This window comes from Acinetobacter sp. KAM396 (assembly GCF_021602765.1).
GTDB classification, from domain to species: domain Bacteria; phylum Pseudomonadota; class Gammaproteobacteria; order Pseudomonadales; family Moraxellaceae; genus Acinetobacter; species Acinetobacter towneri_A.
In genome coordinates this window covers 47,158-64,061 of sequence record NZ_BPPH01000014.1, presented here as the reverse complement: position 1 = coordinate 64,061, position 16,904 = coordinate 47,158, and the positions used below count along the sequence as shown (strand labels likewise).

17 protein-coding genes and 4 tRNA genes are annotated in these 16,904 nt (G+C 41.7%); 2 read left to right on the top strand and 19 right to left on the bottom strand.

Annotated features, from left to right (window positions below; genetic code table 11):
* From L6C30_RS08945 to L6C30_RS08855, 19 genes are all read right to left on the bottom strand, one after another.
* Window positions 1–324 (bottom strand): GTP-binding protein (locus L6C30_RS08945; RefSeq protein ID WP_236162884.1); only part of this gene is annotated, 324 nt, incomplete at its 3' end.
* Between the two features lie 149 nt (window positions 325–473).
* Window positions 474–548, bottom strand: a tRNA-Thr gene (locus tag L6C30_RS08940).
* A gap of 14 nt (window positions 549–562) precedes the next feature.
* Window positions 563–638: transfer RNA gene (locus L6C30_RS08935), tRNA-Gly, on the bottom strand.
* Window positions 639–674: 36 nt separating this feature from the next.
* Window positions 675–758 (bottom strand) — tRNA-Tyr (locus L6C30_RS08930).
* A gap of 55 nt (window positions 759–813) precedes the next feature.
* Window positions 814–889: transfer RNA gene (locus tag L6C30_RS08925), tRNA-Thr, on the bottom strand.
* Between the two features lie 98 nt (window positions 890–987).
* Complete coding sequence (gene trpE / locus L6C30_RS08920; protein ID WP_236162885.1) at window positions 988–2,481, bottom strand: anthranilate synthase component I; 1,494 nt, start codon at window positions 2,479–2,481, stop codon at window positions 988–990.
* Window positions 2,482–2,633: 152 nt separating this feature from the next.
* A complete protein-coding gene (locus L6C30_RS08915) occupies window positions 2,634–3,305 on the bottom strand; it encodes a phosphoglycolate phosphatase (RefSeq protein ID WP_236162886.1) in 672 nt (223 codons plus the stop codon).
* 62 nt (window positions 3,306–3,367) lie between these two features.
* On the bottom strand, window positions 3,368–4,018 hold the full coding sequence (locus tag L6C30_RS08910) for an FHA domain-containing protein (protein ID WP_019838108.1): 651 nt from the start codon (window positions 4,016–4,018) through the stop codon (window positions 3,368–3,370).
* A 69-nt stretch (window positions 4,019–4,087) separates the two neighbouring features.
* Window positions 4,088–6,346 carry a type II secretion system secretin GspD gene (gspD, locus tag L6C30_RS08905; protein WP_236162887.1) on the bottom strand — a complete coding sequence of 753 codons (2,259 nt, stop codon included), beginning with the start codon at window positions 6,344–6,346 and terminating at the stop codon, window positions 4,088–4,090.
* Window positions 6,347–6,405: 59 nt separating this feature from the next.
* A complete protein-coding gene (locus tag L6C30_RS08900) occupies window positions 6,406–7,245 on the bottom strand; it encodes a type II secretion system protein N (protein WP_019838110.1) in 840 nt (279 codons plus the stop codon).
* Window positions 7,245–7,985 (bottom strand): type II secretion system protein N, encoded by a 741-nt coding sequence (gene gspN, locus L6C30_RS08895; RefSeq protein ID WP_236162888.1) that lies wholly within the window; start codon window positions 7,983–7,985, stop codon window positions 7,245–7,247. The genes L6C30_RS08900 and gspN overlap by 1 nt, the downstream gene beginning before the upstream one ends.
* Window positions 7,986–8,147: 162 nt before the next feature.
* Window positions 8,148–8,474, bottom strand: coding sequence for an H-NS family nucleoid-associated regulatory protein (locus tag L6C30_RS08890; protein WP_019838112.1), 327 nt, complete (start codon window positions 8,472–8,474; stop codon window positions 8,148–8,150).
* A gap of 160 nt (window positions 8,475–8,634) precedes the next feature.
* Window positions 8,635–9,051 (bottom strand): thioesterase family protein, encoded by a 417-nt coding sequence (locus L6C30_RS08885; protein ID WP_019838113.1) that lies wholly within the window; start codon window positions 9,049–9,051, stop codon window positions 8,635–8,637.
* Between the two features lie 9 nt (window positions 9,052–9,060).
* A complete protein-coding gene (locus L6C30_RS08880) occupies window positions 9,061–10,254 on the bottom strand; it encodes a hypothetical protein (protein WP_019838114.1) in 1,194 nt (397 codons plus the stop codon).
* Window positions 10,255–11,091 carry a hypothetical protein gene (locus L6C30_RS08875; RefSeq protein ID WP_236162889.1) on the bottom strand — a complete coding sequence of 279 codons (837 nt, stop codon included), beginning with the start codon at window positions 11,089–11,091 and terminating at the stop codon, window positions 10,255–10,257.
* On the bottom strand, window positions 11,088–11,867 hold the full coding sequence (locus tag L6C30_RS08870; RefSeq protein WP_019838116.1) for a uroporphyrinogen-III synthase: 780 nt from the start codon (window positions 11,865–11,867) through the stop codon (window positions 11,088–11,090). The genes L6C30_RS08875 and L6C30_RS08870 overlap by 4 nt, the downstream gene beginning before the upstream one ends.
* A gap of 21 nt (window positions 11,868–11,888) precedes the next feature.
* On the bottom strand, window positions 11,889–12,809 hold the full coding sequence (hemC, locus tag L6C30_RS08865; protein WP_230243889.1) for a hydroxymethylbilane synthase: 921 nt from the start codon (window positions 12,807–12,809) through the stop codon (window positions 11,889–11,891).
* Window positions 12,810–12,931: 122 nt separating this feature from the next.
* Window positions 12,932–13,672 (bottom strand): LytTR family DNA-binding domain-containing protein, encoded by a 741-nt coding sequence (locus L6C30_RS08860; protein WP_070154710.1) that lies wholly within the window; start codon window positions 13,670–13,672, stop codon window positions 12,932–12,934.
* A gap of 67 nt (window positions 13,673–13,739) precedes the next feature.
* Complete coding sequence (locus L6C30_RS08855; RefSeq protein WP_019838118.1) at window positions 13,740–14,894, bottom strand: sensor histidine kinase; 1,155 nt, start codon at window positions 14,892–14,894, stop codon at window positions 13,740–13,742.
* Between L6C30_RS08855 and argH the strand changes: the two genes are divergently transcribed.
* Complete coding sequence (argH, locus tag L6C30_RS08850) at window positions 14,885–16,315, top strand: argininosuccinate lyase (protein ID WP_171257432.1); 1,431 nt, start codon at window positions 14,885–14,887, stop codon at window positions 16,313–16,315. The two genes, L6C30_RS08855 and argH, sit on opposite strands and share 10 nt — an antisense overlap.
* 13 nt (window positions 16,316–16,328) lie before the next feature.
* The gene (locus tag L6C30_RS08845; protein WP_026438236.1) at window positions 16,329–16,601 is read left to right on the top strand and encodes an oxidative damage protection protein; all 273 of its coding nucleotides are present in this window, start codon (window positions 16,329–16,331) and stop codon (window positions 16,599–16,601) included.
* Window positions 16,602–16,904 lie beyond the last annotated feature (303 nt).

The window sequence follows — 16,904 nt, the reverse complement described above, 5'->3', positions numbered from 1 at the left end:
CGCAGCACATACAAGGATCGCGCCGTCCATCTGAGCAGCACCAGTAATCATGTTTTTAACATAATCGGCGTGGCCCGGGCAGTCTACGTGCGCGTAGTGACGAGTTGGAGAGTCGTATTCTACGTGAGAAGTATTAATTGTAATACCACGTGCTTTTTCTTCTGGTGCAGAGTCAATTGCAGCGTAGTCTTTCGCTTCACCACCGAATTTTTTTGCACATACAGTTGCAATCGCAGCTGTTAAAGTTGTTTTACCATGGTCAACGTGACCGATTGTGCCCACGTTAACGTGTGGCTTATTACGTTCAAACTTAGCCTTAGCCATGTTCATCTTCCTCGTTTACGTCGAACACAATGCTGAGTAAAACTCTGCCCCGACATATCGCCTAAAAAACTAGACACCTAATACTTGAAAAGCAGACTAATAAGCCTGCTTTTTTAAAAAATTTGTGCGAATAATCGCTAAACTGTATCTGGAGCTCTTATCGAGATTTGAACTCGAGACCTCTCCCTTACCAAGGGAGTGCTCTACCACTGAGCTATAAGAGCGATAAATCCTTCGATGGAGCGGGAGACGAGGATCGAACTCGCGACATGCAGCTTGGAAGGCTGCCGCTCTACCAACTGAGCTACTCCCGCATCTATGTTGGTAATTACCACTTCTATCGAAGTTAATGGTGGTGGGAGAAGGATTCGAACCTTCGAAGCTTACGCGGCAGAGTTACAGTCTGCTCCCTTTGACCGCTCGGGAATCCCACCATTTTCACACTTACTCAGTGTTCGTTCTTTACTCAACAACACAAACTCTCTAAGATGGTGCCGGCACACGGATTCGAACTGTGGACCTACTGATTACAAGTCAGTTGCTCTACCAACTGAGCTATGCCGGCGTTTCTTAGTGTTTCGTACGTTTCGCATCGGAACGGTGTGCAGTTTAGCAAAACTTGAAATCCGTGCAAGTGTTTTTTTTAAAAAAAACGCTAAAAACTCATAAAATCAACCCATTTGATGATAATTCAACCGCTTTGATCACTGCGCGAGCTTTTATTAGGGTTTCATTCCATTCAGACTCAGGGTTTGAGTCCGCAACTAGACCTGCACCTGCCTGAACATAGACCTTATTGTGACGTATAACACAGGTACGAATCGCAATCGACATATCCATTTCACCATGCCAACCTAAATAGCCGACAGCGCCACCAAAAACACCACGTTTTACAGGCTCAACTTCATCAATAATTTCCATGGCACGAATTTTTGGTGCACCCGAAAGCGTCCCTGCAGGAAAGGTTGCCTGAAAAACATCCAAAGCATCAACATCATCGCGTACCTCACCTTGCACGTTTGAAACAATATGCATGACATGCGAATAACGCTCGATCACCATTTGATCAGTTACTTGTACTTTACCAATCTTGGCAATACGTCCGACATCATTACGTCCTAAGTCAATCAGCATCAAATGTTCAGCAATTTCTTTCTCATCCGATAACAAGTCTTGCTCAAGTGCTAAATCTTCTTCTTTAGTTTTACCGCGCGGGCGTGTACCCGCTAAAGGACGCACAGTGGCAATACCGTTTTCCAAACGCGATAAAATTTCAGGTGATGAACCAACAATATGAAACGGTTGATCATCACCCAAAGTTTTGCCTTGCACCAAAAACAAATACGGCGATGGATTGAGATGACGTAAAGCACGATAAACCTGCAACGGTTCACCATCGAAATCTGACACCATACGATGTCCAGGCACCACTTGCATGACATCGCCTGCACGAATGTATTCTTTGACAGTATCAATGGTCGCCAAGAACTTTTCTTTACCTGTGAGCGATTCAAAATGTGGTGGCGTATGTTTTTCTGCTTTTAGACTAATCGGGGTTGCTAAAATTTCTTCTAGTGCATCAAGCTGTTGTTGCGCCTTGGTATAGGCATCTGCCTGTGCTGCATCCGCATGCACAATTAAAAACAAAGTATCTTTTAAATTATCAAACACGATGACTGTTTTAGACAGCATCATCCAAATATCAGGCAAACCGACTGGATCTGTTGCAGGTACGTTTTTTAAACGCGGTTCGATATAACGTACTGCATCGTAACCCAAATAGCCAACCAAACCGCCTGTAAAACTTGGCAATTCAGGCAAGTCGGCTTGCGTAGGCACTTTAAACTGGGCCTGAAATTCGCGGATATACTGAAACGGCTGCACACAAGTTTGTTTTTCGATTGAACCATCGGCATGCTGGATGGTGAGTTCACCCGCATTGCAAGAGAAAACTGTAGATTCACCCAAACCAATAATTGAATAACGTGCCCAGTTTTCACCCCCTTCTACAGACTCAAACAAATAAGCTTGTTGATGCTGCTTCAAACGCGCAAATACCGACAATGGAGTTTCGGTATCAGCCAAACGCTGGCGATATACGGGAATAAGGTTATAGCCTGCTGCTTTAAGTTGTTCAAATTGAGTCTGAGTGGTCATGTAAAGCTCTCTATATTTCGATGTAGCAATGTTTTCGATAAGACGAAGTGAAGGACGGTTGTAGATTGACTAGCGTCGCCATCGAAATACGGGCATTACAGCCTGACTCATATTGATATCCTTTATAGCAATTAGCGTGAAGTTTTAAGCACTTAAATATTTAACAATTCAGTTAAATTATCCACAATTTGTTGCGGCTGACAATTGGCAATCGGTTCACCATGATTATAGCCGTAGCTGACTACAATACAATCAACCCCCGCTCGACGCGCGGCTTCAACATCATTAGAAGAATCACCAATCATCAAGACTTGACACTTCTCCACTTGATAATGTTCGACACAATGTAGCAATTGACGTGGATGTGGTTTACGTTCCTCAAAGCGATCTCCACCAATCACATCAGCAAAATAGTGTTGCATCTCTAATGCTTCAACAATGGCACGAGCTGGTTGTTCAGGTTTATTGGTCACACAAACTAAGGTTTTTTGTTGTGCTTTTGCCCAGTCCAAAAATTCAATAATGCCCGGGAAGGGTTGTGTGTCGATACACGGATCGGCATTATAAATTTCTAAGAAGGTATTCAGTAGCTGTTGTTGCTGTTCAGGATGAACTTCGCCCATTAAGTGCGATAAAACACTATTGCAAAATACCGCAGTTCCCTTACCCACCCAAGTTCGGACTTGTTCCAGTGTTACCAAAGGCAGTTGCAGCGCATTTAAACTCATATTCATGGCGCGGTATAAATCTGTCGCAGAATCGACCAAGGTGCCATCTAAATCAAATAAAATGACTTGACGCGTATCTAGCTGAGCAATAGACATTCTTCCCCCCTAAATGAACAAAGGCATGCGATCGCATGCCTTGATTGTAAAGCAAAGGCTACTTATTTAAACAATAGCCAAGCCAAAACTGCCAAAATCACCAAGACAACTAGTGAAATCAAGCCAACAGAGGCATTTTTCTGCTGTTCTTTCTCTAGTTCCACACGAGAAACAGGCTGCTCGACAGGCACAGGTGTTGGCTCTGCTTGAGCTGCATGAATATCTACACCTTCTGGAATAGGCGCTGGTTTTGGCACTGCCACACCTTGCGGCATACCATCTCGGTTTAATTGCACAGAACTGTCACGTTGATTCAACTCAGGCATTCCCTGCTCATTCATTTGCTGTGCAGGTGTTTTTTCTGTTTGCGCTGTGACTTTATCTGCAGTTTCAGCAACATCAGCTGCATGCTCCAATTCAACCGCAGGCGCAAGTACTGAAAATTTTAAGCTAGCAAATTGAACGATATCACCTTCTTTAAGTAAGGTTTCATCGGCAATACGCAAATCATTAACAAAAGAGCCGTTCGAAGAATTTAAATCTTGCACATACAGCGCTTGTTCTTTGAGTAAAAAAGCCGCATGTTTACGTGAAATTTCTGCCGATTGCAGCACCAAATCTGCACTTTGATGGCGCCCCACCAACATATCACGGTCGATACTAATTTCTTGGCCAGTAAATTCACCGCTAATTGCTTGTATTTTCCAAGTCATAAATAACTTCTCTCGTGTGATTTGGCGACATCATAACATGCCCTTAACCACAATCTGTGCAGGATACGATTAAGGTGTAGCGCGAATTGTGGTCGTGGTAACTGTATTTTTGGTTTTGCTCACTTCCTGCTGTGGCAAAACTACGTTTTGGCGCTGCACCGCAGGCTCAATCGCAACAGGGGTGCTGCTCACCACCGTTGCTGTACGGTTTGCAGACACTGCTGACGGCAAGGTTTGATAAGTTCCTGCTTGCGGTGCAACTCGAGAGACAGGCAAACGCTGCTGATAGACATCACTAACATTTTCAGGCAGTTTAGCAAAGCTACCATCGGTATCCATCGCCAATTGAAGGCTATACAATTGACTATAACGCTGCTGCGAAATACGGCGAATGTCCTGACTATCTCCCACAATCGTTGGGTGAATAAAAATTAATAAATTACGTTTTTGATTAGATTGACCATCGGAACGGAATAAACGCCCTAAGCCTGGAATAGCCCCCAAACCTGGCACAGCTTGACGACTATAAATCGAGTTATCAGAAATCAAGCCACCCAAGACAATGGTTTGCCCATGTTCAGCCAAAATCGAAGTTTTAATGGCGCGTTTGCTGGTGACTAAATCCTGCGCCTGACCTTTATTGGCTTTGACATCCGACACTTCTTGTTCAACTTCCAAGCGTAGTGTTCCACCCTCACCAATATGTGGCACCACTTTTAAAGTCACCCCGACATCTTTACGTTCAATGGTGGTATAAGGATTTGCCACACCACCATTGGTGGATAATGACCCTGTCACAAAAGGAACGTTCTCACCCACCACAATATAGGCTTCTTCATTATCCATAGTCACGATAGAAGGGGTAGACAATAAATTGGATTTGGTTTTTTCTTTCAAAGCCTGAATCATCGCACCATAGAGTTTACGGGAACCATCGCTTCCTTCACGATAATCCCCCAAAACCAAAGATGTACCTGCACCAATCGCACTGCCCGCACCCGCTGCACCACCAGTCAAATAGCCTGCTGCAACATTTTTTAAACTTGCACCGATATTGTCAAAGTTAATCAAGCCAATGCCGCTGCTTAAATCTCCCAGCGCCCATTGTACACCGAGCTGATCAGCATCAGTGCCCTCTACTTCTATAATTGCAGCTTCAATCAAAACTTGTTGACGACGGGTATCTAGCTGTTGAATCGCCGATTCAATTTCACGCATTAACTGCGGATCGGCTTTGATCACCAAAGCATTTTGCGAACCATCGGCAATAATACTGACACCATTGCTATTAAAACTCGTGATGTTGTTCTGATTATTACTATTCGAGCTGCCCCCTAAATTAATACTTGGGGTAGAAATGGTCGATGAATTACCTGTGGTGTTATTGTTGCTGCTTAAATTACTAGAACTGCTGTTGCTACTGTTGCTATTAGCATTAGCGCTGCTGCTCACCGCCTGCCCTGAAACCAGACCTTGCAATATTTCTGCTAAATTCTGTGCACTGGCATACTTCAAGCGAAAAACCTTTAAACCACCCAAACGATCTGCAGCAGGCACATCCATCATTTCAATCATTTGGCGAATACGTTTACGTGTTGCGGTATCGCCTTTGATGATAATACGATTGGTACGATTGTCTGCCACAATGCGTACACGCGAACCTTTAATATCTTTCGCAGCCCCTGTCGAACTCATCGACTCGAGCAAGCCAATCACTTCTTCGGCTTGACTGGATTGCAGACTAATCGCCTCAATATCATTTTGCCCCGTACCATCTAGGTTACGGATAATGCTTTCTAACTGATAAATGTTACTGGCACGATCTGACACGATTAAGGCATTGGTGCCCCCTACCGCTGATAAGTGTGCAAATTGTGGCATGAGCGGACGTAAAGCAGGAATCAGGTCATTGGCATTGGTATTTTCCAGCCATATCACCCGCGTTACAACTTGATCACCACGCGCATTTTGACGACTGTCATAAGGAATGCCTGAGCTTTTAACATTGCTGTCAGGTACAAGGCGAATGGTATTTCCTGATGGAATAGCCACCACACCATTCACATTCAACACCCCTAGAAATAAGTCATAGACTTCATTTTTATTCAGGGCTTTGTTGGAAATCACCGTGACATTGCCACGCACACGCGGATCGACTGCAAAGTTCTTGCCGGTAATATCGGCCACTTCATTAATAAATGCAGTTAAGTCCGCATCACGTAAATTAATTTTCCAGGTTTGCGCATGACTTGCAGTACTCACCATTGCAACAAGCGGTGCAGCAGCCAGTAATGCCCAAAATGGACGCTCATGATTCAATAAAGCCATAATCTACTGTGTTTCCTAACCCTAAATATGCCTCTGCATTATTCAACATGCCGATTCATTTAAAAATTTTGTTGTATGGTCATCACCTGATCACCACGTTTTATTTCTAATTTCACCTGACCTTCACGACGCGCTTGTTCTAATAACTGCGCATCGTTTTGCCCTTGCCCGACGTTTTGTCCATTTAAAGACAAAATACGGTCACCTGGCTGTAAACCCAGTTTATTTCTTAAAGCGGCTGGCGTACGTGTGGTCACTTCATAACCATTGCCCGTATTTGCCTCAACACCCATCTCTTTTAAATATTGTTCGCGATCTTCCTGTATACGCTGCACTGCCTGTCCAATGGCGTTATTCGGTTGTACGGACTGGGGGGGTGCCATTGCAGGCTCTTGGTTACCATTTGAAATTAAAGGTGCGATAGGTTGATTTAAACCATTTTCAATACCCTTAAACAATACTTCACGCGTCGCGCCACTGCTATGACGTAAAACCACCCGATCCCAATAAACTTCTGCCAATTGGTACTGACTCGAATCAATCACATCTCCAACACGGTATCGCTCTGCCACGTCATTCACTTTAATAACCGCAGAAGAAAACTGACTCGGTTGCCCAACCACCACACCTTGCAAGGTCATATTTAATTGATCATCGGCAGTGTTGCTACGCCCAAGTTCTTGAAACAATGCAAAGGATGAAGTATTCGGGATTTGTGGTTGCTGTGAACCTAACTCCACCCGATCAATTTGCATGACTTGGGGCGGCGCAACAACCCACCAAAATAAACTCGCCAGCTTCCAACACAGGTACAAAATCAAAAAAGTTAAAAGTACAGGCGCAGCACGATCAAACTGCTTCCAGTGCAAATTTTCCAATCGTTCAGAGAGTGTACGCATTAGAAACCTCCTTTAAATAGAGGTTGGCGAGTACTGATTACATAGGTATCTAAGCCCGCTTTACCCTCATAAGAGGCGATATTCATTAATAAGCGTTGCATAAGTTGTACATCTAACATCAAGCTTTGATCAAGCGCAATATTCAGCATTTTTTGTTCACGCTGATCGCGAATATCAAATAACAGTTTGCCATTTTCATCAGACAAGCTGCCTTTTAACGCAGGAATATTCATACGGTCTTGGCGCTGAGCAAAACGATACAGCAATTCGCCACCCGCCCACTGCAACTGTCCTTTGCTTTTGGTAAAACCTTGTTGTTTTTTAAAATTCAAATGAATATCTTTGAGTTGAATCGCATTACTTGGCCACTGCCAGTCCACAATACTTTTTAAGGTTTCTGGCGCAACTTGCCCATCTAAAGATTGCACCAAGACGCTACCAAAACGATAGCCAATAATGCCTTCGAGTTTAGTATTGCCACTGTGCACTTCAACATCGGCAGCGACACGTAATAAAACTAAATCTAAAGGACGTGTATTCCAACTTAAAGAGCCACGTAACTGTCCTTTATGCCAATCAGCTTGTCCTTTCCAAATATTACCACTCACATTGTGTAAGGTCTGATTATTTTTATAAAATTTTGAAATCAACCACGCTGCGGGAATTTGTAACAACACAAAAAACAAAAATGCAATGAGGGCGAAAATCCACCACGTGATGTATTTGGGTTTCTTTATCATGCCACCACGACCAACCTTACTAATTTTTCTATGAATGACTTTTTATAACACTCACACATTATGCACACTTTTTCGGCGTCGCCAATTCATACCGATAAAAAAACCAAGCTGTATTGCTTGGTTTTTGAACTCTAAGTCAAGTCAATGACAAATTGATGAAGCTTAGATTAGAAAATCTTCAAGTTTTGCGCCTTTTTCTATTTCAGCGACTAACCAGCGTGGTTTTTTTCCACGACCCGTCCAAGTATCTGTAGGATTGGTTTTGCTACGATAACGTGGCGCTACAGTTTTACGTGGGCTTTTCTTACGCTTGCTTTCGCCAACTTCCAAAATCTGCTCAATGCTTAAACCCAAATTGTCTGCAATCGCTAAAATTTGATCATAGGCATCTTCAATCGCTTGATCTTTTTTTGTTGCAATTAATGCTTCCGCTTCCGCTTGTAAATGCTTTAACTGTTCTACAGACAAATTGCTAATATCAGGCATCATACTTACTCCAAAAACTATGCTTTTTATATTCAGTTATTAAATTAAGCAGATTCATTCTATTTTTATCAAACCCAAGCGTCAATAAAAAACCCACTACTCTACATATAAATAACAGTCGGACATATTATGAACTGATTATTAAGATTTAATCAAGAATATGCTATGCAGTTTTTTCTATTTTATGGATCGCCGCGCGTACATTTTCAGGGATTAAGGTTTTTTGCATATTGACGCAATCCACACATACAATCACTGCCTCTGCCTCTGCCACCACCATTTGCTGTGCTTCACTATAAATTAAATAATGCATACGCATGGCACTATTACGCAACTCTTCTACCCGAACACCAATTTTTAAAATATCAGGATAAACCACGGGACGTATATATTTGCACTGATTTGAGGCAATTACAGTCAAAACATCTTGCTGTAAAATTTTTAAATGGTTCAAATAATACAAACGCGCATTTTCAATATAACGGTAATAAATCACATTATTGACATGCCCAAAAGCATCCATATCTCCCCATGCGACACGCTGCTCAAAAACAATTGGATAATCTGCTAATGTTAACACTACTCACCTTTAAATTTTAATTTCGACAAAATTAGAATTATTTTCAAAGATTAAATTTAACTGTTTTAATAATTCAGGCTGATCTTTTAAGTTAGATTTAACTCTTAAATAACTCATTAATACGTGTTCAGGATATAAATCCAGTAATTGTTCGGCTTCTGAATAACGTGCTGTTGCCGTAAAAATATGCCATTTAGCAAAACTAAATACAGGTAATACAGGATATTTCTGTTCCCACAAATTTATTTGCTGTTCAATTTTTGCATAATCAGGTTGCTGTTTTAACAACTGATGTTGGAACCATAAATAAAACACTTCCTGATTAAACTGTTCACTCAACATATGTACCGCAAGACGTTCATGTTGTGCAGCTAAATCAGGCAGACGCGATAACAACTTCAACCACAACACCTGAGTGGCATAAGGCTGACTGAAAATCTGCTCCCCTAAGTCGCAATAACGCTGTTGCAAGGCCTGTAAATTTTCTGCATCGGTCTGCTCAAATTGTGTTAATAACTGGGTTAGCCACTTTTGTTTGGTGTCTGCATCTAAATGCCCGTATTTGGTCGAACGCAAATAATGCCAAGGATATTGCGTGGCAAACTCACCCCACAAAGCAACTAAACGCTTTTGATAAGCTGTTTTGACTTTAAATAACCACGGCGATAATTCATGCTGATTCAGAAACTCTAAATGTGTCAAAGCTTGTTCAGGTTGCTGCTGCGCTAAATAAATTTCAATACGCTGTATTTCTGCCAATTCAAACGCCATGGCACTACTTTGATTTAATGCAGTCAACGCTTGCGGATATTGCTGTTGAATGGAATACATACGTGCTTCTATCACCCCTTTGAGGAAGCCTGACTGGGCAAATACCTGTCGAATAAATGTATGTTGATCTTCAGCAGCATCTAACAACCAAATGACCCCCAATTGCTCATAAGGATGCAGATTTTTAAAGTTAAATACGGTTTCAACCTTACGCTGCTCACGGCTAAAATAGCGTTTTAACAACAACCATAAAATTTGTAGCGAAACACTGATCGACAAGAAAAAAAACAACAACAACCAAATATTGGTTTGCAATTGCCATTCACGCCAATACACATAAACATAGCCTGAACCATACCCATAACTCAGTACACTCAGCAAAGCTATCAGTAGAATACTGACCACTACATAGGCGAGTAAAATCTGTTTCATTTATACCGCTCCCAATAAAGCACGCGTTTTTAAACTTGGCGTTGGAACGATATTTAAGTTTTTAATTTTTTCTAATTGCTGAACCAATTGCTGTACTTTCTGATCAGGTAATTGTTGTAATAACTGAATAATGTCATTCACTTCTTGTTGATATTGCACATATTGACCTTGCATAAATACTTGTCGAGCCAGCAATAGACGCAATTGTGCCTCTTTTAAAATAATCTGGCGCTGCATCAACTGTGTTGCCGGTTGCTTGGCTGATTCAATACTCAGCCATTTTTGCCAAATATAACGATCATCGACATCTGCAGGGTTCAGCTCAGGTTGTTGAACTTGCTGTTTTATGTGTTGATCTAACTGTTGTAACAACTGACTCACTTGTTGATATTTCGCATCGCGTATTGTTATAAATTGTTGAATTTGTTTCTGATCTTGCTGAATAACTTGGTGCAAACTTTGTTTCAAAGCTGGCGCTAAAGCATATTCGTTTAATTCACGGTCTAAATTTGCTAGCATTTCGGTTGCATAGTGAAATTGCTGTTGCTGTAAAGAAAATTCCACCAAGTCTAATTGCTGCGCCACCATCTCCATTGGCTGAATAGCATCTTCTTGCGGCGCAGCGCTGGATACTGCGGGCTGTTCTGCTGCACCTTGTGTATAATTACGTCGCTGTAAAGCCACCAGTTGATCATTTAAATTGGCAATATTTTTTTCTACTAAATGCAAACTTTGACTGAGTTGCTGTTGTTGCGTCGAAACTTGCATCACATCAAAACTTAATTTAACGATCCAAATCAACGCAATCAACATCACGATCACAACCAGTTTTTTCATAGCTTTCCTTGCATGAGCATCATGTGCTGCAATATTAATTCTGTTTTTAAATGGGTCAACTTCAATACTTTATATTTTGCATGATGCTGCGTTTGATAATCGAGTAAAATTTTCTCTAAACGATCACCTAATACCCAATAATATCCTCTGTTCAGTAAATCAAATTCCTGCTGAATCAAGCTCAGCCAGTTTAACCAACTGGCTTCACTGCTAATCATCATGATAAATTCTGAAGATTGTATTAAACGTGCGCGTACTGCCTGCATTTTTCCAATAGAACTGGCAGGACATTCCCGCCGATACAACACAAAATTATGGATCTGCATCCCCTGATCAATCAGTGTTTGCATCATAAATTGCCGACCGCCCTCACCACGCCAAAAAGCAATTTGTGTGCCCACTTTTAAATTTTGCAAACACGGCAAACTCAGCATCCCTTCGGAGGTTTCAACCTGCGGGACTTCGCTATGAACACCATATCCGCGTAAAACTTCTGCAGTTTTCTCACCCACAGCCACCCAACGTATATGTTGCAAATCCTGCAAGGATATTTGGCTTTGGGTTAAATATTTCATCCCAATATCGACTGCAGTAGGACTGACCACCACAATAATATGTGTATGTGGCAACTGAGTGTATAAATTAGCCAGTTGCTCTGACCACGGCTGTGCAGTAAGCTGCAACAAGGGCAAGTCAATGACCTCAATATGCTGTTGTTGCAAAGCCTGAGTTAAGACCTCTGCACGATCTTTAGGTCGGGTATTAATGAATAGCATGGGCTTCTGGCGCAATATGGACTATTGATACAAGGCTTTCAGTAATTCACCCGCACCTTGTGCCAATAAAGCTTTTGCCAATTCTTCACCTAGCATTTCAGCCTGTTCAGGTGCACCATGTTGCACAGCTTTAAGAATGGTTCGCCCATCGACACTACCAACACGACCTTCAATCTGCAATTGACCATTCTGCAAAGTTGCATAGCCTGCAATTGGTACCTGACAACCGCCTTCTAAGTAAGCATTAAAAGCACGTTCGGCACGTACACACACATTGGTTTCAGCATGCATTAACGGCAAAATCAAATCCAGAACCGCCTGATCTTGGCTACGACATTCCAGACCCAAAGCCCCTTGCCCCACTGCAGGTAGGCTCACATCCGGCTGAATAGTATGGCGAATGCGCTCTGCCAAGCCCAAACGCCTTAATCCTGCACTGGCTAAAATAATTGCGTCATACTGACCATCATCTAGCTTAGACAGGCGCGTGCCCACATTGCCACGTAAATCAATAATCTCTAAATCTGGACGTGCTTTTAAAATTTGACATTTGCGGCGCAAGCTTGAGGTTCCGACTTTAGCGCCCTGTGGTAAATCTGCAAAACTGGCATAATGGTTCGATACAAAGGCATCGAACGGGTCTTCACGCTCACAAATGACCGCCAAGCTTAACCCTTCAGGCAATGCCATGGGTACATCTTTCATGGAATGTACGGCTAAATCGGCACGACCATCCATTAAAGCAGCTTCTAATTCTTTGACAAATAAGCCTTTCCCCCCAATTTTTGCCAGTGGGGTATCTAAAATTTTATCGCCCTGTGTGACAAAAGTCACCAACTCAACAGTTAAATCGGCATGCATCGCCTCTAAGCGGGCACGAATGTGTTCAGCCTGCCATAACGCAAGCGGGCTTTGTCGAGTGGCAATTTTCAGGGTTTTCATCATAACAGCTAAGCAAGATAAATAAGTTCATCTAAACTTAACCTGATCCCCTAAAAATGCAAGCCTATTTCTTTACTGATTTATCAATCTGTTGCGTATTCATCTGCGATGAGAATGATCAATTAGAGTTTTTGGATGCGTTCTCGCAATAAAGGTAAATGTCGTCGACTAACAGCCAAACGCTCATCTAGCTCGCGGCAACGCACCTGATACTGTCCTGAATTGACCACTTCTAGCCCCTCCAAAAACTGAATCGAGACCAAAGCATTTCGGTGAATGCGAATAAATTGATCACCAAATTCGCTTTCTAAATCTTTCAGCGTTTCATCAATCAAGACACTGCCATTTTTATGACGCACCGTGACATATTTCTGATCGGCTAAAAAATAATAGATATTTTCTAGAGGCACCAACTCTACACCACGATAGGTTTTCGCAGCAATTTGGTGACGTTTTATTTTTAATTCGTCCATATTTTCTTTTTGTTTTAAATGACTCATCTGCGCTTGCGTGAGTTTTGTTAAATGATCTAAAACCTGTTGCAATTCCTGTTGCATAATAGGTTTTAACAAATAGCCTTCCGCATGGGACTTAAATGCCTCAAGTGCATGTTGATCGTAGGCGGTACAAAACACAATGGCTGGCGTTGGGTCAAGCTCACGCAAATGTTGAGCGCAACTTAAACCATCCATTCCCGGCATTTGAATATCTAATAATATGACATCCGGCTGATGTTCATCTGCCAGTTCAATCGCCTGTTGCCCATGAGCTGCCGTTGCTACTACATGATGCCCCAATTGAGTGACCAAACGTGATAATCGCTCTCTTGCTAGAGGCTCATCATCACAAATTAGGATGTCCATTTCCCCTCCTTATGATTTGAATACTTTATTTTTATCAAGTTAAGAAAAATTTGAACAATCACAATTTTTATTTATAGCGATATTGCAATACCGTTGTGTACATACCTTTCCCTGCATAACTTTGAAAAGTGACACTTCGTCCATAATAAGCCTGTAAACGCTGTTTCACGTTTTGTAGCGCAATACCGTGTCCTTGTCTTAAATTTATTTTATCGCTGACATACGGATTTGTAATGACAATATTGACTTGGTTTTGCAATATTTCGATCAATATACTTATCGTACTCTTTGCTAAAACTTTTTCAACTCCATGAAAAATACTATTTTCTAACAAGGGTTGTAAAGTTAATAAGGGAATTTGTACCTGACTGAGCAGTTGCGGTTGTTCAATTTTCCATTCTACGGTCAGTCGTTCACCTAAACGAATTTGTTCTATATCTAAATATCGCTGACAAAGTTCAATTTCATCTTTCAGGCTTACCAGTTTTAATTCTTGCAAACTGGCACGAAATAAACGTGATAAATTGAGCAGCATTTGCTCGGCTTTATCGGGATCTATGGCAATGAGACTAATCACATTATTTAAACTATTGAATAAAAAATGTGGATGAATACGCGCCTGCATGGCATGTACCCGCGCTTGTAATTCACTGTGCTGTTGCTGAATTGCCTGTTCACGTACATAAATATACCGAAAGCAAAATGCGCCCAATAATACACCATAACTCAAATGCAGTCCGACACCATGTAACAGATCATCTATACCAAATTGTTGTAGATGAAATTTTTGCCCAAAATGCAACAATGTATTTAAACTGAGTGTGGTCAGCAACACGATGCCTTGCAGCAGCAAAAAGCTGACCAAAAAAGATAAACTCAAGCCCATGCGTAAAAAACGTGCTTGAAAAAATTCCACCAAGGCCGCAAAACATAACACCACCCAATTGATGTAAAGCACGTATTGCAGCACCCGAGCAAAACTTAAGCCGTGCCAACCTTGAGCTTCAGCCAATGCCAAGACCATCGCCAAGGCATTACTGCCAATAAATAATTCAATTAGATATTGCCAACGTCCTATTTTCGTAAAAAAATACAGCTCATGTTGTTCTGCCTGCGTATCAGCATAAGTTTGATTGGCTTGTTCTTCGGCAAGTGAATCTGAATTTGTTATACTCTTGTCCAAATCACCGCTTTTTACTTTATTGAGCCGATATGACCACATCTTCTAATTCCTCAAATCCGTCACAAGCCCAAACTTCGGGTATGTGGGGCGGTCGTTTCTCTGAAGCGACTGATGCTTTTGTTGCTGAATTTACAGCATCTGTTCAATTTGACCAACGCTTTTATAAACAAGATATTGCTGGCTCAATTGCGCATGCAACGATGCTTGCCAAAGTAGGCGTACTTACAACTGAAGAGCGTGACGATATTATTCAAGGTTTAAATACCATTCAGGCTGAAATTGAAGCAGGTCAATTTGAATGGCGTATTGATCTTGAAGATGTCCACATGAACATCGAATCACGTCTTACTCAGCGTATTGGCATTACAGGTAAAAAATTACATACAGGTCGTAGCCGTAACGACCAAGTAGCAACCGATATTCGTTTGTATGTCCGTGACGAAATTGATGCCATTTTAGAATTATTAAAAAAATTACAACACGGCATTTTGAGCTTGGCAGCCAAAAACACCCATACCATTATGCCTGGTTTCACCCATTTACAAACCGCACAGCCTGTGACTTTTGGTCATCACCTTATGGCGTGGTTTGAAATGCTGGTACGTGACTCTGAGCGTTTAATTGACTGCCGTAAGCGTGTTAATCGCATGCCTTTAGGCTCTGCTGCTTTAGCAGGGACTACTTACCCAATTGACCGCGCTTTTACCGCAGAATTATTGGGCTTTGAAGCTGTATCTGAAAACTCGTTAGATGCCGTATCTGACCGTGATTTCGGAATTGAGTTTAACGCCGCTGCATCTTTAATTATGATGCACTTGTCGCGCATGTCTGAAGAATTGATTTTGTGGACATCGGCACAGTTTAAATTTGTGAATATTCCCGACCGTTTCTGCACTGGCTCATCTATTATGCCGCAGAAGAAAAACCCAGACGTGCCTGAATTGGTGCGTGGTAAAACAGGTCGTGTTTATGGTGATTTAATGAGTCTATTGACCCTGATGAAAGGTCAACCGCTTGCCTACAACAAAGACAACCAAGAAGACAAAGAACCATTGTTTGATGCAATTGATACTGTACGCGGCTCGCTCATGGCATTTGCCGACATGATTCCTGCCTTAGTACCGAATATTGCAGAAATGCGTGAAGCAGCATTGCGTGGTTTCTCTACCGCAACCGACCTTGCAGATTACTTGGTGAAAAATGGCGTAGCCTTCCGTGATGCGCATGAAATTGTAGGTAAAGCCGTAGCCTTGGGTGTTCAAGAAGGTAAAGACCTGTCTGAACTGAGCTTAGCGCAATTACAACAATTCTCTGACTTGATTCAAGCCGATGTATTTGAAAAAGCCTTAACCCTTGAAGCTTCTGTAAATGCACGTGATCATATTGGTGGTACTGCACCTGCACAAGTCGCTGCAGCAATTGAACGTGCTCAAGCACGTCTTGCCCAACTTTATGCCTAACCGGGAAGTCGCTATGTCTAAACAAGTGTTTTGTCGTAAATATCAAAAGGAAATGGATGCGATGGATTTTGCACCATTTCCAGGTGCAAAAGGTCAAGAACTGTTTGAAACCGTGTCTAAGCAGGCATGGCAAGAATGGCTCAAACACCAAACTACACTCATTAACGAAAAGCGTTTAAATGTGTTTGAGGCCGATGCGAAAAAGTTTCTTGAAGAACAGCGTGAAAAATTCCTGAACAATGATGCTAGCTTAGAAGTCGCTGAAGGTTTAAAACCTCAAAACTAATTCCAAACCAGTATTTGCACTTGCATCATGCGATACTGAGATCACGCACTAATACCAAAGAAGAGTCTTCACGAAGGCTCTTTTTTATGCCTTTTTTTGCATGACCTACTGCCATGCAGCAAAACAACTGAAAGAAGATTCAAAAAATGAAAGCTGTTGCTGATTTTTTAAAGATGAACATTTACATTTTTAAGCCCTAAAAATAGTGGCTTAGGCGATGATTTCAAATAAAATCATAAAAAATAAATCACACGAATAACAATGTAATTCCAAAATACATTTGTACATAAAACGCTACATTCC